Source organism: Candidatus Brevundimonas colombiensis, from assembly GCA_029202665.1.
GTDB lineage: Bacteria > Pseudomonadota > Alphaproteobacteria > Caulobacterales > Caulobacteraceae > Brevundimonas > Brevundimonas colombiensis.
Genome location: CP119326.1, coordinates 2,270,154 through 2,295,693 on the forward strand (window position 1 = coordinate 2,270,154; position 25,540 = coordinate 2,295,693).

Consider the following 25,540-nt stretch of genomic DNA (forward strand, 5'->3'; position numbering starts at 1 on the left):
GAGGTCTGTCTTTACGCGGCCGCCGCCTGCGGGATAGCCGCCCACACGGCGTTCGGTTCAGCGATGGCATGAGCCAAGGCGGATCCGACAATACGGCCCATGTCGTGAGAACTGGTGATGCCCTGGGCGAAGGGGTGGCGGCCCATCAGGAAGGGCAGGCTGAGACAGAACAGGCGATCGGGCGGCAACTGGTCGGTGATCGGGTGGAAGGCCGCGTCCAGGGCGACGCCCCGCACGGCCTTGGGCGCATCGGGCGAGACCTGATCCACGATGACGCCCTGTGCGATCAGCGACGGAAAGGGGAAGGCGTCGGCCGATAGCGGACGCTGGCCCAGAGCCTCCACGAAGACGGGGAAATGCAGTCGCATTCCGTCATAGAGGACAGCGGCGCCGCAGCCCTCGACCGGCTGGGTGTCCAGGCGGTAGTCGTCGCCCAAGGCCAGAACCTGAATCCGACCTGCGCGGCGTAACGCCAGAAGGCGGGCGATGGAGGCGTGGGGAACGGCGCCGTAATCGTCCACGAACACCGGCTTCAGCCAACGCTCGAACCGCTCGAACTGGCGGCCGTTCAGGTGCGGGACGATCGCGCCGATCACCTCGTGCATCCGCAGAATGGCGTCGCGCCAGGGGATGGTGAACCGACGCGCGTGATTGCGGCGGGCTTCTTCCAGGTTCTGACGCGCCCAGACGAAGGGATCGGTCGCCGCGCGGGCGGCGAAATAGGCTTCGCCGAAGGATTCCACCGTCGCATCGGCAAGGTCAATGGACAAGGCGTAGGCCGGATCGGCCAGGGTCAGTTCCTGACGGAACAGGGCGAAGGCGTCGTCCAGCAGGTCGTCGGTCCCGCGCCGGACCAGATCGGCGATGGCCGCCTCTGTGCATATGACGAGGGGGGCGTGGGGCAGGGGGAAATAGAAATCCGCTTCGGGCAACAGACCCTTGCGCGACATCAGGGTCACGCCGAACGCCTCGGCGCCCTGTCGCGGGACGTAGGTCAGGTCGCCGTCCGGCTCATCGACAAAGTCGCCATGCGCAACAGCCAGGGCCACCGCCGCGTCGATCGCGGTCAGGGACGATCCGCGAATCCCAACCTGCGCGGCCGGCAAGGCCGACAGTTTGGACGCCGGCCATGGCGACAGGAAATAGCCGGGCCGGACCTCCGGGTCGGACGGCCACTGGTGCCCGGTGGCCAGGACGACATGGTCGAAAATCTCGTCAGTGACGAACCCCAGATGCGGCGCGACCGTCAGCCGTACGCCGTCCGCTGCGTTCGCGGCGTCGATGACGCGGCACGCCGTTCGGACATCTATGCCGACGCCCGCCGTCCGGGCGTCGCGAACCAGGGCGGCGAACTGGTCGGCGAAATAGCGGCCCAGCACCAGGCGCGGCAGGAAGGCGCGGGCATCGATCTCGTGCGGGGCGACGCCCAGGGCCGCCAGATCATCCGGCGCCTGACGTTCAAGCCAGTTTAGCAGCGTCTCCTTTACGGGAGGAATCTCGATGCTGGCGATGTTGGCCAGCATCGCGGGATCGTTCCAGCCCGGCCGATAGGGGGCGCCCATGCCTGCCGTCGGCTGTTGTTCGAAGACGGTGATGTCGACATCCGAACGCCCTTCGGCGAGCAGGGCGGCCAGGGTGTAGATCGTCGTCGGCCCGGCTCCGACAAAGGCGATGGATGGCGTCATCTCCCCTGAATGCGCGACGCTGAAAATGGCGCCATGGCCCTGAAAGATAAGGGGCGCGGCCGTGGTTCGGCCCCGCGCCGCCTGACGATCCTTGAGGGGGAGCGCCCGCTTCGGCCCGCACGCTCGACAGGTCCGGCGCGATGATGTCGTGCAGGCTGTGCGCGCCCGTATCAATGCAGTTTCAGCCGCCCGGAAACGCGGCGGTGAAGCAGGCGCGACAGGGCAAGAAGGATCGTGCGGCGCACGCCCAGAATGGCGCGGTGATGATCCAGATGCAGCGCCATATAGGCCCATTTGGCGATCAGTCCCTCGATCAGGAAGTTCGGACCGCTCAGGCCGCCCATCAGCGAGCCGACGCCCCTGTCTCCGCCCAGCGACACCAGCGATCCCTTGTCGCGATAGACGTAGGGGCCAGGATCGCGCGTGGGATCGGCCAGGGCCTTGGCCAGATAGGCGGCCTGCTGGGCCGCCGCCTGGGCGCGGGCGGGCACGGGGCGGCCATCGGGGCCGGGGGCTTCGGCGCAGTCGCCCATGGCGTAGATTCCGGGCGCCGAAGCGCGCAGATGATCGTCCACGATGAACTGGTTCAACCGTCCCGTGGCCAGGCCCAGGCCGGGGTTGGCGTCCGACGCCTTGACCCCGGCGGCCCAGACGATGAGGTCGGCGGGGATGGGACCCCTGGACGTGTCCAGCCGGTCGGCGTGGACGGCGGCGACCCTGGCGTCCGTCAACAGGCGCACCCCCTTGGCCTCCAGCGCCTTGGCCGCCTTGGCCGACACCCGCTCGGGCAGGCCGCCCAGGATGCGGGGCGCGGCCTCGACGATGGTGACGGACAGGTCGAACTGCTGGTCCGGCGTCAGGCCCGCCGACAGTTCGTCATGGCCCTCGATCAGTTCGGTGGACAGTTCGACGCCCGTCGCCCCCGCGCCGACGATGGCGATGTTCAGACGCCGCTCATCCGCATAGGCGCGGGACAGGAAGGCCGAGGTCAGCCGTTTGTTGAAGGTCTCGGCGTCCGCCACATTCTCCAGAAGATGGACGTGTTCGGCGGCGCCGGGCGTGTTGAACAGGTTGGAGCCGCTGCCGATCGCCAGCACCAGGGTCTGAAAGGTCAGGGTGCGGGCGCCGACCAGAACGGCGCCGTCGTCATCGCGGATTTCGGCGAGCGTCAGGGTCTTGGCCGCCGGGTCCAGCCCGGTCAGGTCGCCGAAGGCGAAGCTGAAATGATTGCGCCGCGCCAGGACTGGATAGGACAGACCTTCCTGGTGCGAATCCAGCGATCCGGCCGCGACCTCATGCAGGCTGGGCTTCCACAGATGGAAGATCGAACGGTCGATCAACAGCACCCGTCGACGCCCTTCGCGCGGGCCGAACCGGCGGCCCAGGCGGGCGGCGAGTTCAAGCCCGCCCGCGCCGCCGCCGATGATGACGATCTCGTGCCGCATACGGGTCTCCTGAAGGCGACCCGTATTTAGGGTCAGGCCGGCTTTTCTTCCAGGCGCTTGTCCAGATAGGCGCCCACGCGGCGTTCGACGGCGCTCATATGGTCCTGCCAGAAGTGGCTGGCGCCCTCTTCCAGTTCGTAGTCGATTATGATGCCCTTCTGGGTGCGCAGCTTGTTGACCACGCGCTCGACCTCGACCGGCGGAACCACGGTGTCGGCCGTGCCGTGAAGGAACAGGCCCGAAGCCGGGCAGGGGGCCAGGAAGCTGAAATCATACATGTTCGACGGCGGCGACACCGAGATGAAGCCATCCGTCTCGGGCCGGCGCATCAGAAGCTGCATGCCGATATAGGCGCCGAACTGATAGCCCGCGACCCAGGTCTGGCTGGCGCCGGGGTTGTTGGACTGAAGCCAGTCCAACGCGGTGGCGGCGTCCGCCAGCTCGCCGATGCCGCTGTCGAACTCGCCCTGCGACTTGCCCACGCCGCGCGAATTGTAGCGCAGGGTGGCGAATCCGCGTTGCTGGAACAACTGGTGCAGGGTGACCGCGACCGGGTTGTTCATATGGCCGCCCGCCTTGGGGTGCGGGTGCAGAATCAAGGCGATCGGGGCGTTCGGGCGCTTGCCCGGGGAATAGCGGCCTTCGATGCGACCGGAGGCGCCGGGCAGGATGACTTCAGGCATAGGGGCTCTGGAATCCGTTCAACTGTCATTTCGCGAGTGCGTAATACTTGACCGCGGAGGTGGGACTTTATAAGTCCCTCCGCAAGCGCACCGCCTTTGCGAAGGCGCGGGTTCTAGCACAGGAGCCCCGAAAAGCGCGCAATTTTTGAAGGTGCGAAATGCGTCTGTCGACCAAGGGACGATACGCCGTGATGGCGATGGCCGATCTGGCCAAGAACGGACGCGGCGAGAGCGGCGAAATCCGGGCGGTGTCGCTGGCCGAAATCGCCGCGCGCCAGGAGATTTCGCTGAGCTATCTGGAGCAGCTTTTCGCCCGTCTGCGCAAAAGCGAACTGGTCAGGAGCGTGCGCGGACCCGGCGGCGGATACCGTCTGGCCAAGGGCGCGCACGAGACGGTGGTGGCGGAAATCGTGCTGGCGGTGGACGAGCCGATCCGGGCGACGCGCTGCGTGGCGCATGGCTCGCCCAAAGGCTGCATGTTGGCCGGCGAACGCTGCATCACCCATAATCTTTGGGAAGATCTTGGCGACGAAATCCACCGCTATCTGGCCGGCGTCTCGCTGGAGGATGTGGTGCTGAACCGCACGGGCCAGCGGCGGCGCAATATCGACACCTCCGCCGTGAGTGTGGCGGCATGAGCGGCGTCTATCTGGATTACAACGCCTCGGGTCTGGTGCGGCCGGAAGTGCTGGACATCATGACGCGGGCGCTGGCCGACAACGGCAACCCGTCGGCGGTCCACGCCGCCGGGCGGCGGGCGCGGGCGCGGGTCGAGACGGCGCGGGCGCAGGTCGGCGAACTGGTCGGGGCGGACCCGACGGCGGTGATCTTCAACTCGGGCGGCACGGAGGCGAACGCGCAAGGGATCGCCAGCGCCCTGGCGGCGGGCTGTCAGCGGCTGATCGTATCGGCGACCGAACATCCGTGCGTGGCCGAGGCGGCGGCGAACGCGGGGGCGCCGGTTGAGGTTCTGCCGGTCGATGCGAACGGCGTGGTTGACCTGGACTGGCTGGCCCAGGCGCTGGCGCGTCCGGGCCGGGCGGTCGTGGCCATCCATCACGCTAACAACGAAAGCGGCGTGATCCAGCCGATCGCGGAGGCGGCGGCGCTGGTGCGGGCGGCAGGCGGCTGGCTGCACGTCGATGCGATTCAGTCGGCGGGCAAGATCGCGGTCGACATCCGGGCGCTGGACGCCGACAGCCTGACGCTATCGGCGCACAAGCTGGGCGGATCTCAGGGCGTGGGCGCCCTGATCCTGAAGGAAGGCGTGTCGGGCGTCCGCATTCTGCACGGCGCGGGACAGGAACGCGGCCTGCGCGCCGGGACCGAGAATGTGCCGGGCATCGCGGGTTTCGGTGTCGCCGCCGACTGCGCCGCGCGCGATCTGGATGCGATGGGATCGCACGTCGCCTGGCGCGATGCGGCCGAGGCCAGGGTCAGGGCGGCAGGCGCGACCATCATCGGCGAGGCGGTTCCGCGTCTGCCCAACACCCTGTTCATGGCGGTCGAGGGCTGGGACAGTCCTCAACAGTTGATCACGCTCGATCTGACCGGCGTCATGGTGTCGGCGGGCTCGGCCTGTTCGTCGGGCAAGGTCAAGCCGTCCAAGACCATCAGCGCCATGGGGCTGACGGCTCTGGCCACCGGGGGCGTGCGCGTTTCCGGCGGCTGGGGAACGAATGAAAACGACTGGGTGCGGTTCGCCGACGCCTGGGTCGCCGCCTACAACAAGCATAAGACACGCGCCGCCGAGCGCGTGAGAGAGGTCGCCTGATGGCCGCCGTCAAGGAAACCATCGACGCCGTCGCCGCGCTGGAAAAATACGCGCACGGCTTCACGTCCGACATCGAACAGGAGTTCGCGCCCAAGGGTCTGAACGCCGACATCGTGCGCTTCATCTCCGAGAAGAAGGGCGAGCCGGAATGGATGCTGGAATGGCGTCTGGCCGCCTATGAGCGCTGGCTGGCGATGGAGGAGCCGACCTGGGCGGCGGTGAAGTATGAGCCGGTCGATTATCAGGACCTGTTCTACTATGCGGCCCCCAAGCAGAAGGAGGGGCCGAAGTCGCTGGACGAGGTCGATCCCGAGATTCTGGAGGTCTATAAGAAGCTGGGCATCCCTCTGAAGGAGCAGGAGGTGCTGGCGGGCGTGCAGGGCGCGCCGCGCGTCGCTGTCGATGCTGTGTTCGACAGCGTGTCGGTGGTGACCACCTTCAAGGAGGAACTGGCCAAGGTCGGAGTGATTTTCATGCCGATTTCCGAGGCCTTGCGAGAATATCCTGATCTGGTGCGGCAGTATCTGGGATCGGTCGTTCCGGTCTCCGACAACTATTTCGCGGCCCTGAACAGCGCGGTGTTTTCGGACGGATCGTTCGTCTATATCCCGCCCGGCGTGCGCTGCCCGATGGAGCTGTCGACCTATTTCCGTATCAACGCCAGCCAGACGGGCCAGTTCGAACGGACGCTGATCATCGCCGACAAGGGCAGCTATGTCAGCTACCTCGAAGGCTGCACGGCGCCGATGCGCGACGAGAACCAGCTGCATGCGGCGGTGGTCGAGATCGTGGCGCTGGACGACGCCGAGGTGAAATATTCGACGGTCCAGAACTGGTATCCCGGCGACGCCGAGGGCAAGGGCGGCATCTACAACTTCGTGACCAAGCGCGCCGACTGCCGGGGCGATCGGTCCAAGGTGTCGTGGACCCAGGTGGAGACGGGTTCGGCCGTCACCTGGAAATATCCGTCCTGCATCCTGAAGGGCGAGGAGTCGTCCGGCGAGTTCTATTCCATCGCCATCACCAACGGACATCAGCAGGCCGACACCGGCACCAAGATGATCCATCTGGGCCGGAATTCGAAGTCGCGGATCATCGCCAAGGCTGTGTCGGCGGGGCGGTCGGACTCGACCTATCGCGGCCTGGTCTCGGTGCATCCCAAGGCGACGGGGGTGCGCAACTTCACCCAGTGCGACAGTCTGCTGATCGGCAAGGACTGCGGCTCGCACACCATCCCCTATATCGAGGCCCGCAACGGCTCGGCCCAGTTGGAGCACGAGGCGACGACGACACGCCTGTCCGACGACCAGCTGTTCTATGCCCAGCAGCGCGGGTTGTCGGAGGAAGAGGCGGTGGCCCTGCTGGTCAACGGCTTCGTCCGCGACGTGCTTCAGGAACTGCCGATGGAGTTCGCCGTCGAAGCGCAGAAGCTGGTGGCGATCAGTCTGGAGGGGAGTGTGGGGTGAGCAAGGCCTTTGCAGCTGTCGCTTTTGCGATACTTTTTGCTGGATGCACTCAGAACTCTGCCTCGACCCAAGAGGGAGATGGGATGGTGGACATCTTCAATGGCAACCTGATCATGCTGAATGGTCAGTCCACATTAAGATCGAATATTTCCATTAATCTTGTCGCAGCCGGAGACGACAAGAACGTGGCTAATCATTATTTCCTCAGCGGCGGTTGCCGGGATCATGGCTTCCTCGACAAGACGGATGGCCGCTTCTGGAGCGGTAGCACGCCGGAAAAGAACGGCGAGATGGCCGATGCTGCCAGAGCAAAAGATCGATCGACATATTGCCTGACCGAAGATGTCACTCGCTACCATCAGATCATTGCGATGATGGAAGAAGGAGCAACACTTGAGTTCGGGCCGGATCGCAGTTCAGCAAAGTTTACGACACCATCGAACAAGACGATCGTGTTCGACTACCGCCCCTCAATGATGATTGATTGACGATGCTCTCCATTTCCAACCTCCACGTTTCCGTCGGTGAAAAGCCGATCCTCAAGGGGCTGACGCTCGATGTTCCGGCGGGCGAGGTCCACGCCATCATGGGGCCGAACGGGGCGGGCAAGTCGACGCTGGGTTACGCCCTGTCGGGGCGGCCCGGTTATGAGGCGACGGAAGGCTCGGTCGAATGGGCGGGCGAGGACCTGCTGGCGCTGGACCCGGCCGAACGCGCGGCCAAGGGCGTCTTCCTGTCCTTCCAATATCCGATCGAGATTCCCGGCGTGCCCGCCCTGACCTTTGTGCGCACCGCGCTGAACGCGCAGAAGCGCGCGCGGGGCGAGGAGGAGGTGGCGGCGCCCGCCTTCCTGAAGCTGGTGCGCGAGGCGTCAAAGGCGTTGAAGATGGACTTCGACATGCTGAAGCGGCCGCTGAACGTCGGCTTCTCCGGTGGTGAGAAGAAGCGGATGGAAATCCTGCAGATGGCCCTGCTGGAGCCGTCGCTGCTGATCCTGGACGAGACGGATTCTGGCCTGGACATCGACGCCCTGCGGATCGTGTCGGAGGGGGTGAACGCCCTGCGTTCGCCCGACCGCGCCATGCTGGTCATCACCCACTATCAGCGCCTGCTGGACTATATCAAACCGGACCGGGTGCATGTGCTGGCCGGCGGCCGCATCGTCGCCTCGGGCGGGCCGGAACTGGCGTTGCAGCTGGAGGCGGAAGGATACGACAAATATCTGCCCGAAGCCGCATGACAGCCTCTTCGCGGATTGACCTGACCGACGCCTCCACCTTCCCGTCGCGGCGGGATGAGGCATGGAAATACACCGACCTGAAGCGTTGGTTGCGCGAGGCGCCGCAGCCGTCGCCGGCGGTGGATGCGGCGGCGTCCGGCGTGTTCGACGGCCTGGGCGGTGAGGCGATCATTTTCGCCAATGGGCGGGCGCTGGGCGTGACCGACTTCATCGCCTCGGGCGAACAGACGCTGCGCCTGCGGTATGTGTCGGACGCAATCGGCACGGGCCACACCGCCAGCGCGCGGGTGTCGGCGCGGGCAGGGGCGCGGCTGCTGCTGCTGGAGACGCACGAGGGCGCGGGCTCGGCCTATGTCGCCCACAACCGGCTGGAGCTGGACGTGGCGGCGGGCGCCGACGTAACGCGCGTGGTTCTGGTCGAGGAGCCTGAGGACGCCATCTCCATCGCCGAGGCCCATGTGAAGGTCGAGGCGGGCGGGATCTATCGCCAGACGGTCATCGCCACCGGCGCGAGGCTGCAACGGATCGAGACGCAGGTCTCGCATTTCGCCCAGGGCGCGCATGTGCAGGCCGACGGCCTGTATCTGCTGAATGGATCACGCCATGCCGATCTGACCAGCGTGGTGCGCCATCTGGAGCATGACGGCACGACCAGCCAACTGATCAAGGGTGTGGCCCGCGACACGGCGCGCGGCGTCTTCCAGGGCAAGATCGTGGTCGAGCGCGGGGCCGACGGTACGGATGCGCGGATGGGCCACCACGCCCTGATCGCCTCGGAACGGGCCGAGATCGACGCCAAGCCGGAACTGATCATCTATGCCGACGACGTGCAGTGCGCGCACGGCAATACGGTGGGGACGCTGGACGAAAGCGCCCTGTTCTACATGCAGCAGCGCGGCATTCCAGCCGACGAGGCCCGCGCTCTGTTGACCCAGGCCTTCCTGATCGAGGTCGTCGACCGGATCGAACATGAAGGCGCAAGAGAGGTGGCGCGGGAATGGCTGACGGCGCGGTTGTGAACACCTTCGATCCCTATGCCGTGCGGGCGCAGGTCCCGATCCTGTCGCGACAGGTGAACGGCAAGCCGCTGATCTATTTGGACAATGCGGCCTCGGCCCAGAAGCCGCGGGCGGTGATCGACGCCCTGGTGGCGACGATGGAGGGCGGTTACGCCAACGTCCACCGCGGCCTGCACACCCTGTCGAACGAGGCGACCGAGGCGTTCGAGAAGGCGCGCGAGATCGTGGCCCGGTTCCTGAACGCCGAGACGCCGGAACAGGTCGTCTGGACCAAGGGCGGGACCGAGGCGATCAATCTGGTCGCCAATGGCCTCGGCCTGTCGATCCAGCCGGGCGACGAGATCATCGTCACCGAGATGGAGCATCACTCCAACATCGTGCCGTGGCATTTCCTGCGCGAGCGGCATGGAGCCGTGTTGAAGTGGGCGCCGATCAAGGATGACGGCTCGCTGGACATGGCCGCCTATGCCGACCTGCTGGGGCCGAGGACGCGGATGGTCGCGGTCACCCATATGTCGAACGTGCTGGGGACGGTGAACCCGGTCGCAGAGATCACGCGACTGGCGCACGCGGCGGGCGCGCAGGTGCTGGTCGACGGATGCCAGGGCGCGGTCCATGCGACGCCGGACGTGCAGGCCATCGGCTGCGACTTCTATGTGATCACAGGCCACAAGCTGTTCGGCCCCACCGGCATCGGCGCACTGTACGGCAAGGCCGAGGCGCTGGAGGCTCTGCCGCCCTATCAGGGGGGCGGGGAGATGATCGAATCGGTCGCTCAGGATCAGATCAGATATGCCCGGCCGCCGCATCGGTTCGAGGCGGGGACGCCGCCGATCCTGGAGGCCATCGGTCTGGGCGCGGCGCTGGAGTGGCTGGCGCAATACGACCGCGCAGCGGTGCAGGCGCACGAACACGCCCTGTATCGCCACGCCGTGGAGCGATTGCAGGGGCAGGACTGGCTGCGGATTCTGGGACAGGCCGAAGGCAAGGGCGCGATCCTGACCTTCGCCGTCGAGGGCGCGCACGCCCATGACGTGGCCCAGATCATGGACCGTTACGGCGTCGCCGTGCGGGCCGGAACCCACTGCGCCGAACCGCTGGCGAAAAGATTGGGCGTGACATCGAGCACCCGCGCCTCCTTCGCCCTATATAACACCGTGGAGGATACCGACGCCTTCGTGGACGCGCTGATCAAGGCGCGGAACTTCTTTGTGTAAAGCCCCATGACCGACGATGCCATTCAGGACAGCGACGCGTTCCAGGCCGCCTGGGACGAGCCGCAGAATAGCGCCCTGTCGCAGGGAGAGCTGGACAAGCTGACCGAGGACCTGATCGACGCGCTGAAGACCGTCTATGATCCGGAAATCCCGGTCGACATCTATGAATTGGGCCTGATCTACCGCGTGGACGTCAACGACGACCGCGACGTTGTGGTGGACATGACCCTGACGGCGCCCGGCTGTCCCGTGGCGGGCGAAATGCCGGGATGGGTCGAGACGGCGGTGGAGAAGGTCGAGGGCGTGCGCAGCGCCAAGGCCAATCTGGTGTTCGACCCGCCGTGGGACGCCTCCAAGATGAGCGACGAGGCCAAGCTGGCCTTGAACATGTTCTGATGACCCAGCTTCAAGCCACGTCTCGCCCGCGCCGTCCGCGTCCCAAGGCCGTCACCCTGACCGACGCGGCCGCAGAACGGGTGCGCGAAATCCTGGACAATGCCGACAACGCCCACATCGGCCTGCGGATCGGGATCAAGAACGGCGGGTGTGCGGGGCAGGAATACACCTTCGCCTATGCCGATCAGATCGGTCCACTGGACGAGGTGGTCGAGGACAAGGGCGTCACCATCCTGATCGAGCCCAAGGCGGTGCTGTTCCTGATCGGCACCGAGATCGATTACGAGACGACGCGGCTGGCCTCCAAATTCGTGTTCAACAATCCGAACCAGACCGACGCCTGCGGCTGCGGCGAGAGCGTGACCATCGTTCCGGCCGCCAGCGCCTGAGGTGGCTTACGACGCCGACTTCGGGGAATGGGTCCGCGAGCATTTCGCGGGTCTGGGTCGGGTGGAAATCAAGCGGATGTTCGGCGGGGCCGGGGTCTATGCGTCTGGCGTGATCTTCGCCCTGCTGGACGACGGCGTGGTCTGGCTGAAGGGCGATGCAGCGTTGGGTGAGGTGTTCGAGGCCGTGGGTTCTCGACAGTTCACCTTTCCGACCAAGGACGGGCGGACGATGAGCATGAGTTATTGGACCCTGCCGGAAACGGCGCTGGACGATCCCGACGAGGCGGTCGACTGGGCCCGCCGGTCGCTGACGGTGGCGGTCAAGAAGGCGTCGGGCAAGACGCCCAGATCCGCTATTTAGCGGGTGCGTCGATCAGCACGGCGGGCGTGACAGGCTGGCCTGTCGCTTCGGCGACCAGTTCGGCGGTGCGGGCTTCGATGACGGCTTCCAGTCGGGCCAGGAATTCGTCCTTGGGCAGGCCGGTGGGGATGGGGGCGAGAAAGTCGAGCGTCGCCGTTCCGGCATGTTTCTCGTACTTCTCCTCAGGCCAGAAAAGACCGAGGTTGGTGGCCAGGGGCACGACCGGCATGTCGAAGTCGCGATACATGTGCCAGACGCCGGAGCGGTATCTGTATTTCTTGCCGACCTGGGCTAGGTGCCCCTCGGGAAAGATCAGGATCTTGCGGTTCTCGGCCTTGGCCTCGGCCGCACGGGTGGCCAGGGCCTTGCGGGCCTGATGGCCGCCGCAGGAGTTGACGACGATGGCGCCCAGCTTCTTCAGCACCCCGCCCAGCAGCGGAAACTTCTCCAGGTGGTCGCCGGTGACGAAGGCCAGGTCGTCGAACTGGTCATAGGTGGCGAAGCCGTCGCCCCAGCTCTGATGCTTTGAGGCGATGATGAAGGCCCCGGCGGGCAGGGTGTCCTTGCCCAGCACCCGCAGGCGGATGCCCGCGAACAGGGCCATGGCCTGAACCATCCGTTTCACATAGCGGCGGATGACCCAGCTGGCGGGGCCGCGACCGGGAGCCAGCGCCGCGAACGCTGCGGTCAGGCCGTAGCCGATCGACAGGATCCAATAGGCGATGTTGAAGACGAAACTGCGCATCGGGCGACTATGGCAGAAAGCTTGACCTTGTCAGGCGACTTGTCGCGTCGCCGGTTCGGTCGCCTGGGCGGCCGTGATGCAGTTGCGCCCCTTGCGCTTGGAATCATACAGGGCGGCGTCGGCGCGTTCCAGCAGGCTGGCGGCCGTCTCGCCCTTGCGGCGCTGGGCGAAACCAGCCGAGACCGTGACCGAACCCAGGTCGTCATTGGTCGAACGGCGGCGCAGGGCGCGCGACGCCACGTCGCTGCGGATGCTCTCCAGCGCGGCCATCACCACGCCGGCGTTTTCGCCGGGGAAGATGATCGCGAACTCCTCGCCGCCGAACCGGGCCGCGAATCGATGATTGCCGCAGATATTGGACAGGACGGTGGAGACGTAGCGCAGGACCTGATCGCCCGTCTGATGACCCCAGGTGTCGTTGAATCGCTTGAAATGGTCGATGTCGAGGATGGCCAGCGCCAGGGGCGCGCCGTCGTCGGGCGCGCAGGCGGCTTCCAGCCGTTCGTCGAACGCCTTGCGATTGGCCAGGTTGGTCAGGGCGTCGGTCATGGCGTCGCGACGGACCTGTTCCAGGCTTTCGCGCAGACGGATGACCTCCTTGTTCGACTTCTCCAGCCGCTTCTCAAGAATGGCCGTTTCTCGGCGCACGCGCTTGGTCGCCGTGGAAAGGCCGCCGACCAGGGACTTCAGCGCCGATGGATCCTCGGCGTTTTCCATGGTGTGGGACGCATCGGCCAGGGTCTCGCCATAGTCCGCCTGAGTCTTGTGGGCCATGGCGATGGCGTTTGCGACACTGGCCAGTTCACGATCCAGCACGGCGCCGACGTCGCGAATCTGGTCCGGCAGGCGTCCGCGGGGCAGGAACTCGGCGGCCAGCATCTCTGAGGTCTTGTCGGAGATGGCGACCGATTGTTCGAGAAGCAGACGAATCTCGCGCGCCAAGGCGCCGTCAGGATCGCTGATGTAGTGTAGCCAAAGCTCGAAGTTCAACGGTGTCGGCCAGACGCACGCCTTTTCCATCTCGGCGATGACATTGCGCGCGAGGGCGTAGGCTTGCGGCCCCCTTAGCGCCGTCTCGACCTGCTTGGACATTCTTCTTTCCCCCTGTCCCCTTCTGGGAACGTCTTCGGGGCGGACACTAAGGGCTGTTCCGTAATGCAGGGTAAACGGCGCGGACTTTCTGCGCGCCGTCTCTCAATGTTCCGTCAGGCGCGAACAACCACGGGGCGACGCAGGAAGGCGGGGATGTCGTCGCCGAAACCGCGCACACCCTGACGCTGGCTGTCTTCGCGGGTTGGCTTGCGATCGCCGCGGCGGTCGGACTGAAGCAGTTGGGGTTCGCGGTCGGCGCGTGCGGCGCGCGGCGCCTCGACCGGATCGGCGGCCTGGACGGCGGGGGCCGGGAGGGGGGCGGCGACGGTTTGAACCGGCGCGGGAGCGTCGATCTCGGTCTTGGCGTCCGGGCGGGCCTTGCGGCGGCTGCGGCTGCGCGGGGCCTCTTCCGCAGTCTCGGTCGTGACGGCGACTTCGGCCTGTTCGACAGGCGCGCCGCTGGCGCGCGAACGGCTGCGGCCGCCACGTTCGCCGGAGCGTTCGCGTCCGCCCGAGCGTTTGTCGTCGCGGCGCGGACCGTCCTTGATGGCGGCGAAGTCGATGTCGTCCAGGACCAGTTCCTCAGGGTCCTTCTTGATCAGCTTCAGCACCTTATCCAGCGACTTGTCGTCGGCCGGGGTCACGATCATGAAGGCCTGGCCCAGACGTCCGGCGCGGCCGGTGCGGCCGATGCGGTGGACGTAGTCGTCGGCGTGGTGCGAGACGTCGTAGTTGAAGACGTGGCTGACGTCAGGGATGTCCAGACCGCGCGCGGCCACGTCGGAGGCGACCAGAATCTTCAGATTGCCGGCGCGGAAATCGGCCAGGGTCTTCATCCGGTGCGACTGGTCCAGGTCGCCGTGGATGGCGGCGGCGTCGAAGCCGTGTTTCTGAAGCGACTTGGCGACGATATCGACTTCGGATTTGCGATTGCAGAAGACGATGCCGTTCTTGACATCGGCGCGTTCGACCAGGGCGCGCAGGGCGGTGCGCTTGGCCTTGGGGTCGCTGGTCGGGATGCGGACCAGATATTGGGTGATGGTGTCGGCGGTCATCGCCGGACGCGAGGCCTCGATCCGGGTCGGGTCCTTCAGGAAGGCCGTGGTCAGGCGCGTGATCTCGGGCGGCATGGTGGCCGAGAAGAACAGGGTCTGGCGACGCGGCGGCGTCAGTTTGAAGATGCGCTCGATATCGGGGATGAAGCCCATGTCCAGCATCCGGTCGGCTTCGTCCACGACCATGATCTCGACGCCGGTCAGCAGCATCTTGCCGCGTTCGAACAGGTCCAGAAGACGGCCCGGCGTGGCGATCAGCACGTCAACGCCCTTGTTCAGGGCCGCGACCTGATCGCCCATGGAGACGCCGCCGATCAGCAGAACCCAGCTCAGCTTGGTGCCCTTGGCGTATTTGGCGAAGCTTTCGGCGACCTGGTCGGCCAGTTCGCGCGTGGGGGCCAGGACGATGGCGCGCGGCATCCGGGCGCGGGCGCGGCCCGTCGCCAGCCGCTCGACCAGAGGCAGGGTGAAGGCGGCCGTCTTGCCGGTGCCGGTCTGGGCGATGCCCAGGACGTCGCGTCCGGCCAGGGCGACCGGGATCGCCTGTTCCTGAATGGGGGTGGCGGTCGTATAGCCGGTGTCGGCGACGGCCTGGAGCGTCGTGGGCGAAAGGCCCAGTTGGGTAAATTCGGTCATGAATCCTTGGGAAAGAAAAGCGTCTGCGTGCATCAAGCAACGGAACCGCCCCTCGGTGGGCGAGCGGGCGGCGCGTATCGCAGACCTGTCCCGAGGCTGGGTGCGATATAGAAGCCCCCTCGTCAAAGTCAAGTATTCATGCGGTTTGCGGCCGGTTGGGCCGCGCAGAGAACCGCACGATCGGCGTGAGCAGACCGTGCGGAATCTGGATCAGCAGGCCGTCGAGGCCGCAGCGGGCGCTCTTTTTCGACTGAGGATCAGGACCAGCGCCAAGCCCAGCGCCGCCGATATGGCGCCGGCGATGGCGACCGCCGGATAGCCCAGACCGCCCGCGATCACCGCGCCGCCCACGGCCGCGCCGATGGCGTTGCCCAGGTTGAAGGCGCCGATATTGACCGAAGAGGCCAGATTGGGTGCGTCCGACGCGGCGGCCATGACGCGCACCTGAAGCGGCGGAACAAGGGCGAAGCTGGCGACGCCCCAGAAGAAGATGACCACTGAACTGGGCGCGGCGAACGGCATGACGACGGCGAACAGCACCAGAAGGGCGGCCAGCGCCGTCAGGGTGATGATCAGTGTACGGTCCACCGAGCGATCCGCGAACTTGCCGCCCAGCCAATTCCCGACCGTCAGGCCAAGGCCATAGATCACCAGCATGGCGGTGATGAATCCGATGGAGGCGTGGGTCACATCGCGCAGGATCGGCGCGATATAGGTGAAGACGGTGAACATGGCGCTGGAACCGATCACGGTCAGCACCAGGGCCGACACCACGGGGGTGCGCCCCAGCACCTTCAGTTCGGCTATCGCATTGCTGTCCGTCGGCGCGGGCAGTTTCGGCAGGGTCAGACGCAGGGCGATCATGACCAAAAGGCCGATGGCGGTGATGGCCCAGAACGAGGCGCGCCAGCCCAGCACATCGCCTGCCCAGGTCGACAACGGCACCCCGACGACGGTGGCGATGGTCAGGCCCATGAACATGGCGGCGACGGCCCCCGCCTGACGGTTCGGCGGCACGAGGCTGGCGGCGACGATGGAGCCGACGCCGAAGAAGGCGCCGTGGTTGAGCGAAGTGATGACCCGCGCGATCAGCAGGGTGTTGTAGTCGGTCGATATGGCCGACAGCAGATTGCCCAGGGTGAAGATGGCGACCAGCCCGATCAGCAGGGCGCGGCGTGGAACGCGGCCGGTCGTCAGGGTCATCAGGGGCGCGCCCAGCATGACGCCCAGAGCATAGGCGCTGATCAGCAGGCCTGCCGTTGGGATGGACACGCCAAGATCGGTGGCGATGACGGGCAACAGGCCCATCGGTGCAAACTCGGTCACGCCGATGCCGAAGGCCCCGGCCGCAAGGGCTAGAAGGGGTGGCTTGAGCTTCATAACAAGATGACTTTCGGGATCAGATCAGAGGAGGGTTCAGACGCGCGAACCCTTCCTGCTGGCGATAGGGGGTGTGCGGATAGGCGGGCAGGACGCTGCTGGCGGCGTCGAGCACGGCGATCTGTTGGGGCGTCAGTGACCAGCCGACAGCGCCCAGGTTCTGACGAAGCTGTTCCTCGTTGCGTGCGCCGATGATGACCGAGGCGACCGTGGGGCGTTGCAGCAGCCAGTTGATGGCGATCTGGGGCACGGTCTTGCCGGTTTCCGCGGCGACGGCGTCCAAGGCGTCGACGACGCGGTATAGATGATCATCCTCGACCGGCGGGGCAAAGACGGCGGTCTGATGCAGGCGGCTGCCCTCGGGGAGGGGGGCGTCGCGACGAATCTTGCCGGTCAGGCGGCCCCAGCCCAAGGGGCTCCAGACCAGAGCGCCAACGCCCTGATCGGCGCCCAGGGGCATCAGGTCGTCTTCGTAGGCGCGACCGACAAGGGAATAATAGACCTGATGGGCGATGAAGCGGTTGCGACCATCGCGGTCGGCGGCGGCCTGCGCCTTCATCAGCGCCCAGCCCGGATAGTTGGAGACGCCGGTGTAGCGGACCTTGCCTGACGCGATGAGCGCATCCAGCGTCGCCAGCAGTTCCTCGACCGGGGTCGAGGCGTCAAAGGCGTGCAGTTGCAGCAGGTCGATGTGGTCCGTGCCGAGGCGGCGCAGGGCGTCCTCGACCGCACGGATCAGGCGGCTGCGCGACACGCCCCAGTCATCGGGTCCGTCGCCGGTCGGCAGGCCGGTCTTGGTGGAGATCAGCACCTGATCACGGCGGCCTCTGATCGCCTGGCCCAGCACCTGTTCCGATGCGCCGTCGGAATAGACATCGGCGGTGTCGAACAGATTGACCCCGGCCTCCAAGCAGATGTCGATGAGACGTCGGGCTTCATCGACGTCGCTGGTTCCCCAGGCGCCGAACAGCGGGCCCGAGCCGCCGAAAGTGCCTGTTCCGAAGCTGAGAACAGGCACGCGCAGGCCCGATGATCCTAGCTGACGATAGTCCATGGTGGGTCCTCGAAGGGGATAGGGAGGGCTTGGTTCGAAGGGGCAGATGGACGCCGGCGCGCATGGGCGGTAGATCGTGATCAGGCCAAGGATTTTTGATCTGGACACAAAGATGCAGACGAATGGCGCGGATCGGGCGCGGGAACTGGAGGTTTTTGCGGCTGTGGCGCAAAGCGGCAGCTTCTCCGCCGCCGGGCGCGCCTTGGGGCTGACGCCGTCAGCGGTCAGCCGGACGATCGACCGGATCGAGGCGCGTCTGGGCGTGCGGCTGATGCTGCGGACCACGCGACTGCTGACCCTGACGGCGGAAGGTCAGGCCTATCTGGGTGCAGCGCGTCGGATACTGGCCGATCTTGATGATGCGGAGCAGAGCATCGCCGATCAGGGCGCGCCGCGCGGCCGCATCCGGGTCAGTGCGGCGCTGGCGCACGGACGTCTGGTGGTCGTGCCGCTGCTGGGCGAGTTCGTGCGGCGCTATCCGCATATTCTGGTCGATATCAACCTGACGGATACGGTGGTCGATGTGGCGGCGGGTCAGGCGGATGTGGCGATCCGGTTCGGGCCGCTGGCCGACAGTCCGCTGACCGCGCGGCGCCTGGGCGAGACGGGGCGGATCATCGTCGCCTCGCCCGAGTATCTGGCCCGCCGAGGGACGCCGCAGGTTCCAGAGGATTTGCTGGATCACGACTGCCTGAACTTCAACTTTCGCCGCACCGAACCGGTCTGGCCATTCCGCAGGGACGGGCGCGACTATGCCCTGACGGTGAGGGGATCGGTCGAGGCCAACAATGGCGAAACCCTGACCCAACTGGCGATGGGCGGGGTCGGGGTGACGCGTGTCGGCGCCTTCAGCGTGGGGGATGCGGTCGAGAGCGGGCGGTTGGTCCCCCTTTTGGAGGCGTTCAATCCGGGCGACCGCGAGCAGATCCACGCCGTATTTGTCGGCGGCGCGAACATGCCGGCGCGGGTGCGGGTGTTTGTCGACTTCCTGGCCGAACGTCTGCGCTAATCAGCGTTTCTTGCCCAGTTCGGCGGCGATGTCCTTGGTCATGCGGCCGACCTTGCGGTGGGCGGCGGTGATCTGGTCGCGCGTCACGCCCCAGCGCTTCATCCAGTATTCGACGGCCTGACGCTCGGACAGGTCCAGCCGGTCCTTGTCGATGAAGCCGCGCTTGTCCTTCAGTCCCGCCATCGGGTGATCTCCGTCTTTTCTTTCGTCTGGCGCAGGAACGCCATTGCGGCCCTAAAACGCAAATCGCCGGACGGAGCGAGCCGTCCGGCGATCCGGTTCGTCGGTGATGTGGAAATCAGCGCTTGCCGAAGATCAGATCGCCCAGCTTGGCGAAGAACCCCTTGCTCTCAGCACGAGGGTGAGGTGTCGCAGCCGTGGCCGCCGCAGCGGGCGCGGGCTTTGGTTCGGGCGCAGGCTTGGGCGTCTCAACCACAGGGGCGGGCGCAGGCGGGACGGGGGCGGCTGCGGCGACGGCGGGGGCGACGACCGGCTTGGGCGCTTCAACGATGGGCTTGGGCTTGGCCGGTGCGGCGGGCGCGGCCTTGACGGCGGCCTTGGGCTTATCCGCTTTCGGCGTGGCGGCCTTTACAGCCTTGGGGGCGGCGGTTTTCGGCGCGGCGGTCTTTGCTGCGGGCTTGGCGGCGGGTTTCGCAGCGGCCTTCGGTGCAGCGATCTTGGCTTCAGCCTTGGGTTTTGCCGGGGCCTTAGGCGCGGCGGCCTTGGCGGCAGGAGTCTTTGCGGCGGTGGTCTTTGCGGCGGGTTTGGCCGCAGCAGCCTTGGGCGCAGGCTTGGCGGCTGCTGGTTTCGCCGTCTTGGGTTCCGCAGTTTTCTCGGCGGCGGCCTTCACAGCGCTCGACTTCGGCGCGGCTTTAGGCTTGGAAGCGGCAGGCGCTGCCTTGGGCGACGCAGGTTTAGACGTAGTTGGTGATTTGGCCATGTATTCCCCGACCCCTCGGTTTGATCAAAAACGCGGCGGCGACGGGCGCGAGACGCACCAGATCGCAACGATTCGTCATATTAGCGGTGTTTGAGAAATGTCCGAGTCTGCAGTTCAGATAATCGCGCGCGGCGCGCGAAACGCGGCTGAAAGCGCCGCCGAAGCGGTCGACGCCGACGTCCTGCTGGAAGGCGCGACCTATTCCATCCTTGAGGAAGACGAGGACAAGCAAATCTGGCGCATCGACGGCTTCCCCACCACGGACGAAGAGGCCGAACGCATGGCCGCCATCCTGCGCGATCACGGCGGGCTTGAGGTCGTGGTCGAAAAGCTGGCCGACGCCGACTGGCTGGCCATGTCGCTGTCCGGCCTCCCGCCGGTCGAGGCGGGGCGTTTCTTCGTCTATGGCGCGCACGACCAGGGCAAGGTGCCGGAAGGCCGTGTGAACCTGAAGATCGACGCGGGCGCCGCCTTCGGGACCGGCCACCACGGCACGACCGTCGGCTGTCTGGAAGCCTTCGACACTCTGCTGAAGACCGAACGCTTCGATAAGGTGCTGGACGTCGGCTGCGGCACCGGCGTTCTGGCCATTGCTGCGGCCAAGACGGGCACGCCCATCGCCGTCGGCACCGACATCGACGAGCCGTCGGCCCGCATCGCCAATGAGAACGCCGAGATCAACGACGCCAAATGCGACTTCTATTTCGCTGATGGCCTCAGCGATCCGCGCATCGCTCAGCACGCGCCCTATGACCTGGTGTTCGCCAACATCCTGGCCGCACCGCTGGTGCATCTGGCGCCCGAGATCGGCGCGGCGCTGAAGTCGGGCGGGGTCGCCATCCTGTCGGGCCTGCTGAGGACGCAGGAGGAGCGGGTGCTGGAGGCCTATCTGCCGCTGGGCTTCGTCGTCGAACAGACCATCCACCACGACGCCTGGAGCGCCCTGCAACTGCGCAAGGCCTGAGGAACGATCATGCGCCAGACTTTCGACGAAACCACCGACCCGTCCTTCGGGGCCAAACACCTGCCGCTGCTGCGCGCCGAGATGGCGAAACAGGGGCTGGATGGCTTCCTGATCCCGCACGAGGACGAGCATCAGAACGAGTATCTGCCCGACGCCAACGAGCGGCTGGCCTGGGCCACCGGCTTCACCGGCTCGGCCGGGGCGGCGGTGGTGTTCCAGGATCGGGCCAGCATGTTCACCGACGGCCGATACACCGTGCAGGTGAAGGCCCAGACCGATCCGGCCCTGTTCGAACGGCGCGACCTGAACGATGTCGCCGCCTATCTGGAGACGGCGGCCAAGGGGGCGGTCATCGGTTACGATCCGCGTTTGCACAGCCCCGACGCCCTGGTCGGTTTCAAGGCGGCGGCCGAGAAGGCGGGCGCCGCGCTGAAGCCCGTGGACGCCAATCCGCTGGACCTGGCCTGGGGGACGGATCGTCCGGCCCAGCCGACGGCGCCGGTCGTGCCGCACGAGGATGCCTATTCCGGCGAAAGCCATGCGTCCAAGCGGGCGCGGATCGGCAAGGCCGCAGCCGATGCGGGCGCGGACGCCGTGGTCCTGACCGCGCCCATGTCCATCGCCTGGCTGTTCAATGTGCGCGGCGGCGACGTGATCCGCTCGCCCCTGCCGATCGGTCAGGCCGTGGTCGAGGCGGACGGTCGGGCGCGGCTGTTCCTGAACCCGGCCAAGGTGACGAATGAACTGCCGCAATGGCTGGGCGACGCGGTCCAGCTGGAGGCGCCCGAGCGGCTGGGCGAGGCGCTGGACGGGCTGGCCGGGCGCAAGGTGATGATCGATCCGTCCCTGTCCTCGGCCTGGTATTTCGACCGCCTGGAGCAGGCGGGGGCGACGGTGGTGCGGGCGATGGACCCGTGCGCCGTGCCGCGCGCCGTCAAGAATGCGGTCGAGATCGAAGGCAGCCGCAAGGCCCATATCCGCGATGGGGCGGCGCTGAGCCGGTTCCTGCACTGGGTCGATACGGTGGCGCAGGACACCCTGCCGGACGAGCGCGAGGTGGTCGAGACGCTGGAACGGTTCCGCGAGGAGACCGGCGCGCTGAAGGACCTGAGCTTCGACACCATCGCCGGGGCCGGGCCGAACGGCGCCTTGCCGCACTACAAGCCGGTCGGCGCCACGATCCGCAAGGTCGAGAAGGGTTCGCTGCTGCTGGTGGACGGCGGCGGCCAGTATCTGGACGGCACGACCGACGTGACCCGCACCATGGCCATCGGCGAGCCGACCGAGGATCAGAAACGCAAGTTCACCCTGGTCCTGAAATCGCACATCGCCATGGCCACCATCCGCTTCCCCGCCGGGACCAGCGGCATGGCGCTGGACGCCATCGCCCGCGCGCCGATGTGGGCTGCGGGGCTGGATTATGATCACGGCACGGGACACGGCGTCGGCAGCTATCTGGGCGTCCACGAGGGACCGCAGCGGATCGCCAAATGGGGCACCAGCCAGCCGCTGCTGGAAGGGATGATCCTGTCCAACGAGCCGGGCTATTACCGCGAAGGCCATTGGGGCATCCGCATCGAGACGCTGCAGGTGGTGACGCCGGCCGTGGTGCCGGAGGGCGGCGAGCGGCCGATGCACGGGTTCGAACAGCTGACGTTCGCGCCCATCGACCGCAGGCTGATCGCCGTCGATCTGCTGACGCCTGACGAACGGGCCTATGTCGACGCCTATCACGCCGAGACCCTGGCCAAGGTCGGGCCTCTGCTGGACGGAGAGGCGCGGGACTGGCTGGAGACGGCCTGCGCGCCGCTGTGATCCGAGGGTGATCCCATGACCATGATCGGGGCCATCGCCCTGCTGTTGTTCTGTCAGTTGGCGGGTGAGGTCATTCACCGGCTGACCGGCCTGCCGCTGCCGGGCGCGGTGATCGGGCTGATGCTGCTGCTGGGCTGGTTGGCGCTGGTTCCGAAGGAGCGACCGACGCTGAAGGCGGTGACGGCCTGGCTGACGGCGCATCTGTCGATCATGTTCGTGCCGGCGGCGGTGGGATTGATCGATGAGGGCGCGCCTCTGTCGCGATACGGCGTCGGCATTCTGGCGGCTACGGCCGTCTCGACGCTGCTGACCATGGTGGTGACGGCCCTGGTGTTCCGCTGGGCGGTCAAGCGTTTCGGGCCGCCCGAGCCGCAGCCGGAAACGGTCGAGGAGGCGGCGTCGTGAAGGATCTGCTGACCACGCCGCTGTTCTGGCTGGCCATGACGCTGGTGGTGTTCGAGGGCGCCGACCTGATGTCGCGCCGCAGCGGGCGCCATCCGCTGTGCCATCCGGTCCTGCTGGCGACGCCGGTGCTGATCGGTCTGCTGCTGCTGACTCGCACGAGCTATGCGACCTATTGGTCGGGGACGCAGGCGCTGAGCTTCCTTCTGGGACCGGCGGTGGTGGGGCTGGCGGTTCCGGTCTGGGCCCAGCGCGATCTGATCCGGCGGCTGGCCTTGCCGATCGGCCTGGCTTTGATGGCGGGGGCGATCACGGCGGTGGTCAGCGCGGTCGGGGTGCTGGCGCTGTTCGGCGCGCCGCACGAAATCCTGGCCTCCATCGCGCCGCGGGCGACGACGACGCCGGTGGCCATGGCTGTGGCTCAGCAACTGGGCGGGATTCCCGCTCTGGCGGCGGTGATCGTGCTGATCGCCGGGGTGATCGGTGCGATGACGGCGACGCCGTTGTTCAACGCCATGAAGGTTACGGATTACCGCGCGCGGGGTCTGGCCGTCGGCGTCTCGGCGCATGGGTTCGGCGCGGCGCGGGCGTTCCAGGTCGATTCCACCGCAGGGGCCTTCGCCAGCCTGGGGATGGCGCTCAACGCCGTGGCGACGGCGACGCTGCTGTCGGTTCTGACGCTTCTTCTGTAACGGGGGCGGGCGGCGGACATCTGCGGATGCGCTGAACCGGGCAGGGCAGGGCCTCCAGCGCGGCGGTCATGGCGGCGTAGCCGGTGGCTACGGGGCCGTCGTAGGTTTTCCAGTCGCGGATGTCGCTGCCGACGACCTGGGGCAGGACCAGGACATCGGCGTCGATGCGGGCCTGTTCCATCTCGGTGTCGCTGGTGATGGTCGCTGAGCGCATCAGGATGGAGACGATGGGCGGGCCGCTCTTCCAGGCGCCCGACAGGATCCATTTCCACCAGGAGGGCGGGTTCTCCAGCGCCTGGGGATCGACGCCGCGCGTCTGGGACATGTCCACGCCGACGATGGGACCGCTGTTCAGCTGGCGCATGACGCTGGTGGGGAAGTTCTTCAGCACAGCGCCGTCCACCAGCACCTGACCGTCGATGACGACGGGCGGCAGGACGCCGGGAATGGCGATGGAGGCGCGCATGGCGCGGCGCATCAGGCCGCTGCGGTGAACCTCGATCCGGCCCGAGGTCAGGTTGGACGACACCGCGAAGAAGGGCAGGGCCAGGTCCGCCAGGTCGATGTCGCCATAGGCGCGCTGCAACAGGCCCGCGACCTTGCGCGCCCGCGACATGGCGATGATCGGCACGGCGAGATTCGACAGGGGATCGGACTCGACGAAGGCGCGGCGGATTTCGAAATCCAGCCGCTCATGATCCCAGCCCAGGGCCGGGCCGGCCGCGACCACGGCTCCCATGGAGGCGCCGCCGGCGAAGTCGATGGGCACCCTGGCGTCCTGCAACGCCTTGACCGCGCCGATGTGGCAATAGGCGCGCGCGCCGCCGCCCGACAGCACCAGACCAACCGCCGTGCCGGTGACGACGCGGGCGATTCGCTCGGCGTCGCCAGCCAGACCTTCCACGCAATGGAACCAGCGGTCGGGCTGAAGCGCGTCCAGCCAGACGCGGGTGTTGGCCGGATGGCGCATTCGGGGATCGCGCAGCAGGATCAGATCGGTCAGCCGGCGACCGTCGCCGAAGCCATGGCGGCGCGGCACGGAAGACGGCGGGGCCAGAAGCGCGCTGCCGACGACGAACATCCGATCCACCTGGCGGGCGCACAGATTGGCCCAGGCGGGTTGATCCTGTTCGGCGACATAGAGGACGTAGTCGTGATCGCCCTCGACGCGGTTGAACCATTCGGACGCCGAGGCCAGGGCCGACTGGTCGATGACCTGACAGGTGAAGCCCATGGCCTGGATGGCGGCGCAGATTCGCTCCACGAAGGCGCGGATGGGGCGGGGGCGGGCCGAGACGAAGCCGAAGACGCTGGGCTCCGACGCACCGGAAGATCGCTCGCGCGCCCGGCGGATCATCAGGCGCGACAGTTCGACCATCAGGTCCGGCTCGGTGCGGGCGGCTTCGAAAAAAGCCTCGCGCGGCAGGGCCAGGATTTCGCTGTCGCGCAGGGCGACGACGGTGGCGGTGTGGGGCGTGCCGGCCAGCATGGCCATTTCGCCCACCGGCTCGCCCGCCTTGACCACGCCCAGCATATGCGGCGGCTGATCCGCCTCCAGCCGGAAGACGCCCAGCCGGCCTGAGCGGAGCAGATAGAGCGTGTCGGCCGGATCGCCCTCCGCGAACAGCGGCTCGCCGCCGGTCAGGGCGAACCAACTGGCCCGGTCGATCATGCGACCTTCGAAAATGCGCGCGAGCGACGCCGCCAGCGTATCGGGACGAACCGTGGCCATGATGAGGGTTGTAGGCGAGATTCCGGGGTGGGTGAAATGGGTCTGACGCAGGCGCGCGAAAGCAGTTTCGCGCCAGACGACTGCGAAGTTGGAGGGCCTTGTGCCGAGGATCTATACGCTCGGTGTTTCCAGAACGGAGCACGACGGCGGCTGCCGGGATTATGGGGCCTCGGGACAAGGCCGAGAATGACGAAATGTAGGGGTGGGGCCTTCCGTCTCCTCCCCATTTCATGGGGAAGTGGCTCGGAGCGCAGCGGAGAGACGGAGGGGCCGTCCGCCGCATCGCGGGCGCCTGTGCAGCCTCAACAGTCCCTCCAAGGCTTCGCGGTCCCCCTCCCCACACGTGGGG

At 66.9% G+C, this 25,540-nt stretch carries 26 protein-coding genes; 15 read left to right on the forward strand and 11 right to left on the reverse strand.

What is annotated here, in order from left to right:
• Positions 1-11: 11 nt before the first annotated feature.
• The 3 genes from P0Y50_11070 to P0Y50_11080 form a co-directional block, all read right to left on the reverse strand.
• Entirely contained in the window at positions 12-1,685 is a 1,674-nt protein-coding gene (locus tag P0Y50_11070; protein ID WEK39085.1) for an FAD/NAD(P)-binding protein, read from the reverse strand.
• 170 nt (positions 1,686-1,855) lie between these two features.
• Entirely contained in the window at positions 1,856-3,130 is a 1,275-nt protein-coding gene (locus tag P0Y50_11075) for an FAD-dependent oxidoreductase (GenBank protein WEK39086.1), read from the reverse strand.
• A 32-nt stretch (positions 3,131-3,162) separates the two neighbouring features.
• Positions 3,163-3,813 (reverse strand): alpha/beta hydrolase, encoded by a 651-nt coding sequence (locus P0Y50_11080; GenBank protein ID WEK39087.1) that lies wholly within the window; start codon positions 3,811-3,813, stop codon positions 3,163-3,165.
• Positions 3,814-3,971: 158 nt separating this feature from the next.
• Between P0Y50_11080 and P0Y50_11085 the strand changes: the two genes are divergently transcribed.
• Genes P0Y50_11085 through P0Y50_11130 form a run of 10 tightly spaced genes read left to right on the forward strand, consistent with a single transcriptional unit; the run spans position 3,972 to position 11,675 of the window.
• Entirely contained in the window at positions 3,972-4,451 is a 480-nt protein-coding gene (locus P0Y50_11085; GenBank protein WEK39088.1) for an Rrf2 family transcriptional regulator, read from the forward strand.
• Positions 4,448-5,587, forward strand: a complete 1,140-nt coding sequence (locus P0Y50_11090) for a cysteine desulfurase family protein (GenBank protein WEK39089.1) — start codon at positions 4,448-4,450, stop codon at positions 5,585-5,587. Before P0Y50_11085 ends, P0Y50_11090 begins: the two co-directional genes overlap by 4 nt.
• Complete coding sequence (gene sufB / locus P0Y50_11095) at positions 5,587-7,053, forward strand: Fe-S cluster assembly protein SufB (GenBank protein WEK39090.1); 1,467 nt, start codon at positions 5,587-5,589, stop codon at positions 7,051-7,053. Before P0Y50_11090 ends, sufB begins: the two co-directional genes overlap by 1 nt.
• A complete protein-coding gene (locus tag P0Y50_11100) occupies positions 7,050-7,541 on the forward strand; it encodes a hypothetical protein (GenBank protein WEK39091.1) in 492 nt (163 codons plus the stop codon). The genes sufB and P0Y50_11100 overlap by 4 nt, the downstream gene beginning before the upstream one ends.
• 2 nt (positions 7,542-7,543) lie before the next feature.
• Positions 7,544-8,293 carry a Fe-S cluster assembly ATPase SufC gene (sufC, locus tag P0Y50_11105; GenBank protein WEK39092.1) on the forward strand — a complete coding sequence of 250 codons (750 nt, stop codon included), beginning with the start codon at positions 7,544-7,546 and terminating at the stop codon, positions 8,291-8,293.
• On the forward strand, positions 8,290-9,312 hold the full coding sequence (gene sufD, locus P0Y50_11110) for a Fe-S cluster assembly protein SufD (protein WEK39093.1): 1,023 nt from the start codon (positions 8,290-8,292) through the stop codon (positions 9,310-9,312). The genes sufC and sufD overlap by 4 nt, the downstream gene beginning before the upstream one ends.
• Positions 9,291-10,529, forward strand: a complete 1,239-nt coding sequence (locus tag P0Y50_11115) for a cysteine desulfurase (GenBank protein ID WEK39094.1) — start codon at positions 9,291-9,293, stop codon at positions 10,527-10,529. The genes sufD and P0Y50_11115 overlap by 22 nt, the downstream gene beginning before the upstream one ends.
• A 6-nt stretch (positions 10,530-10,535) precedes the next feature.
• The gene (locus P0Y50_11120; protein WEK39095.1) at positions 10,536-10,925 is read left to right on the forward strand and encodes an SUF system Fe-S cluster assembly protein; all 390 of its coding nucleotides are present in this window, start codon (positions 10,536-10,538) and stop codon (positions 10,923-10,925) included.
• Positions 10,925-11,314 (forward strand): iron-sulfur cluster assembly accessory protein, encoded by a 390-nt coding sequence (locus tag P0Y50_11125; GenBank protein ID WEK39096.1) that lies wholly within the window; start codon positions 10,925-10,927, stop codon positions 11,312-11,314. The genes P0Y50_11120 and P0Y50_11125 overlap by 1 nt, the downstream gene beginning before the upstream one ends.
• Position 11,315: 1 nt before the next feature.
• Complete coding sequence (locus tag P0Y50_11130; GenBank protein ID WEK39097.1) at positions 11,316-11,675, forward strand: TfoX/Sxy family protein; 360 nt, start codon at positions 11,316-11,318, stop codon at positions 11,673-11,675.
• On the opposite strand, the gene P0Y50_11135 is transcribed toward P0Y50_11130, so the two are convergent.
• The 5 genes from P0Y50_11135 to P0Y50_11155 all read right to left on the reverse strand — a co-directional run bounded on the left by P0Y50_11135 (position 11,668) and on the right by P0Y50_11155 (position 17,637).
• Entirely contained in the window at positions 11,668-12,420 is a 753-nt protein-coding gene (locus P0Y50_11135; protein ID WEK39098.1) for a lysophospholipid acyltransferase family protein, read from the reverse strand. The two genes, P0Y50_11130 and P0Y50_11135, sit on opposite strands and share 8 nt — an antisense overlap.
• A 30-nt stretch (positions 12,421-12,450) precedes the next feature.
• The gene (locus tag P0Y50_11140) at positions 12,451-13,512 is read right to left on the reverse strand and encodes a GGDEF domain-containing protein (protein ID WEK39099.1); all 1,062 of its coding nucleotides are present in this window, start codon (positions 13,510-13,512) and stop codon (positions 12,451-12,453) included.
• A 113-nt stretch (positions 13,513-13,625) separates the two neighbouring features.
• Entirely contained in the window at positions 13,626-15,203 is a 1,578-nt protein-coding gene (locus P0Y50_11145; protein ID WEK39100.1) for a DEAD/DEAH box helicase, read from the reverse strand.
• A gap of 210 nt (positions 15,204-15,413) precedes the next feature.
• Complete coding sequence (locus P0Y50_11150; GenBank protein WEK39101.1) at positions 15,414-16,583, reverse strand: MFS transporter; 1,170 nt, start codon at positions 16,581-16,583, stop codon at positions 15,414-15,416.
• Positions 16,584-16,602: 19 nt separating this feature from the next.
• Positions 16,603-17,637 carry an aldo/keto reductase gene (locus P0Y50_11155; protein ID WEK39102.1) on the reverse strand — a complete coding sequence of 345 codons (1,035 nt, stop codon included), beginning with the start codon at positions 17,635-17,637 and terminating at the stop codon, positions 16,603-16,605.
• A gap of 112 nt (positions 17,638-17,749) precedes the next feature.
• On the opposite strand from P0Y50_11155, the gene P0Y50_11160 reads away from it, so the two are divergent.
• Entirely contained in the window at positions 17,750-18,646 is an 897-nt protein-coding gene (locus tag P0Y50_11160; protein WEK39103.1) for a LysR family transcriptional regulator, read from the forward strand.
• On the opposite strand, the gene P0Y50_11165 is transcribed toward P0Y50_11160, so the two are convergent.
• Together P0Y50_11165 and P0Y50_11170 are read right to left on the reverse strand one after the other, a co-directional pair.
• Positions 18,647-18,829: a DUF3606 domain-containing protein gene (locus P0Y50_11165; GenBank protein WEK39104.1), complete on the reverse strand. Its 183-nt coding sequence runs from the start codon at positions 18,827-18,829 to the stop codon at positions 18,647-18,649.
• Positions 18,830-18,944: 115 nt separating this feature from the next.
• The gene (locus P0Y50_11170; GenBank protein ID WEK39105.1) at positions 18,945-19,496 is read right to left on the reverse strand and encodes a hypothetical protein; all 552 of its coding nucleotides are present in this window, start codon (positions 19,494-19,496) and stop codon (positions 18,945-18,947) included.
• 187 nt (positions 19,497-19,683) lie between these two features.
• On the opposite strand from P0Y50_11170, the gene P0Y50_11175 reads away from it, so the two are divergent.
• The 4 genes from P0Y50_11175 to P0Y50_11190 are packed head-to-tail and all read left to right on the forward strand — an operon-like array spanning position 19,684 to position 23,459.
• The gene (locus P0Y50_11175; protein ID WEK39106.1) at positions 19,684-20,550 is read left to right on the forward strand and encodes a 50S ribosomal protein L11 methyltransferase; all 867 of its coding nucleotides are present in this window, start codon (positions 19,684-19,686) and stop codon (positions 20,548-20,550) included.
• A 9-nt stretch (positions 20,551-20,559) separates the two neighbouring features.
• The gene (locus P0Y50_11180) at positions 20,560-22,365 is read left to right on the forward strand and encodes an aminopeptidase P family protein (protein ID WEK39107.1); all 1,806 of its coding nucleotides are present in this window, start codon (positions 20,560-20,562) and stop codon (positions 22,363-22,365) included.
• Between the two features lie 15 nt (positions 22,366-22,380).
• Positions 22,381-22,770, forward strand: a complete 390-nt coding sequence (locus tag P0Y50_11185) for a CidA/LrgA family protein (protein WEK39108.1) — start codon at positions 22,381-22,383, stop codon at positions 22,768-22,770.
• Positions 22,767-23,459, forward strand: a complete 693-nt coding sequence (locus tag P0Y50_11190; protein ID WEK39109.1) for an LrgB family protein — start codon at positions 22,767-22,769, stop codon at positions 23,457-23,459. Before P0Y50_11185 ends, P0Y50_11190 begins: the two co-directional genes overlap by 4 nt.
• On the opposite strand, the gene P0Y50_11195 is transcribed toward P0Y50_11190, so the two are convergent.
• Entirely contained in the window at positions 23,407-25,191 is a 1,785-nt protein-coding gene (locus P0Y50_11195; GenBank protein WEK39110.1) for a cyclic nucleotide-binding domain-containing protein, read from the reverse strand. The two genes, P0Y50_11190 and P0Y50_11195, sit on opposite strands and share 53 nt — an antisense overlap.
• Between the last annotated feature and the right edge of the window lie 349 nt (positions 25,192-25,540).

Excerpts from the sequence above, each read along its gene's own strand:
- P0Y50_11070 (WEK39085.1), bottom strand. The coding sequence starts at position 1,685 with ATGACGCCATCCATCGCCTTTGTCGGAGCCGGGCCGACGACGATCTAC.
- P0Y50_11075 (WEK39086.1), bottom strand. The coding sequence starts at position 3,130 with ATGCGGCACGAGATCGTCATCATCGGCGGCGGCGCGGGCGGGCTTGAA.
- P0Y50_11080 (WEK39087.1), bottom strand. The coding sequence starts at position 3,813 with ATGCCTGAAGTCATCCTGCCCGGCGCCTCCGGTCGCATCGAAGGCCGC.
- P0Y50_11085 (WEK39088.1), top strand. The coding sequence starts at position 3,972 with ATGCGTCTGTCGACCAAGGGACGATACGCCGTGATGGCGATGGCCGAT.
- P0Y50_11090 (WEK39089.1), top strand. The coding sequence starts at position 4,448 with ATGAGCGGCGTCTATCTGGATTACAACGCCTCGGGTCTGGTGCGGCCG.
- sufB (WEK39090.1), top strand. The coding sequence starts at position 5,587 with ATGGCCGCCGTCAAGGAAACCATCGACGCCGTCGCCGCGCTGGAAAAA.
- sufC (WEK39092.1), top strand. The coding sequence starts at position 7,544 with ATGCTCTCCATTTCCAACCTCCACGTTTCCGTCGGTGAAAAGCCGATC.
- sufD (WEK39093.1), top strand. The coding sequence starts at position 8,290 with ATGACAGCCTCTTCGCGGATTGACCTGACCGACGCCTCCACCTTCCCG.
- P0Y50_11115 (WEK39094.1), top strand. The coding sequence starts at position 9,291 with ATGGCTGACGGCGCGGTTGTGAACACCTTCGATCCCTATGCCGTGCGG.
- P0Y50_11120 (WEK39095.1), top strand. The coding sequence starts at position 10,536 with ATGACCGACGATGCCATTCAGGACAGCGACGCGTTCCAGGCCGCCTGG.
- P0Y50_11125 (WEK39096.1), top strand. The coding sequence starts at position 10,925 with ATGACCCAGCTTCAAGCCACGTCTCGCCCGCGCCGTCCGCGTCCCAAG.
- P0Y50_11135 (WEK39098.1), bottom strand. The coding sequence starts at position 12,420 with ATGCGCAGTTTCGTCTTCAACATCGCCTATTGGATCCTGTCGATCGGC.
- P0Y50_11140 (WEK39099.1), bottom strand. The coding sequence starts at position 13,512 with ATGTCCAAGCAGGTCGAGACGGCGCTAAGGGGGCCGCAAGCCTACGCC.
- P0Y50_11145 (WEK39100.1), bottom strand. The coding sequence starts at position 15,203 with ATGACCGAATTTACCCAACTGGGCCTTTCGCCCACGACGCTCCAGGCC.
- P0Y50_11150 (WEK39101.1), bottom strand. The coding sequence starts at position 16,583 with ATGAAGCTCAAGCCACCCCTTCTAGCCCTTGCGGCCGGGGCCTTCGGC.
- P0Y50_11155 (WEK39102.1), bottom strand. The coding sequence starts at position 17,637 with ATGGACTATCGTCAGCTAGGATCATCGGGCCTGCGCGTGCCTGTTCTC.
- P0Y50_11160 (WEK39103.1), top strand. The coding sequence starts at position 17,750 with ATGCAGACGAATGGCGCGGATCGGGCGCGGGAACTGGAGGTTTTTGCG.
- P0Y50_11165 (WEK39104.1), bottom strand. The coding sequence starts at position 18,829 with ATGGCGGGACTGAAGGACAAGCGCGGCTTCATCGACAAGGACCGGCTG.
- P0Y50_11175 (WEK39106.1), top strand. The coding sequence starts at position 19,684 with ATGTCCGAGTCTGCAGTTCAGATAATCGCGCGCGGCGCGCGAAACGCG.
- P0Y50_11180 (WEK39107.1), top strand. The coding sequence starts at position 20,560 with ATGCGCCAGACTTTCGACGAAACCACCGACCCGTCCTTCGGGGCCAAA.
- P0Y50_11185 (WEK39108.1), top strand. The coding sequence starts at position 22,381 with ATGACCATGATCGGGGCCATCGCCCTGCTGTTGTTCTGTCAGTTGGCG.
- P0Y50_11195 (WEK39110.1), bottom strand. The coding sequence starts at position 25,191 with ATGGCCACGGTTCGTCCCGATACGCTGGCGGCGTCGCTCGCGCGCATT.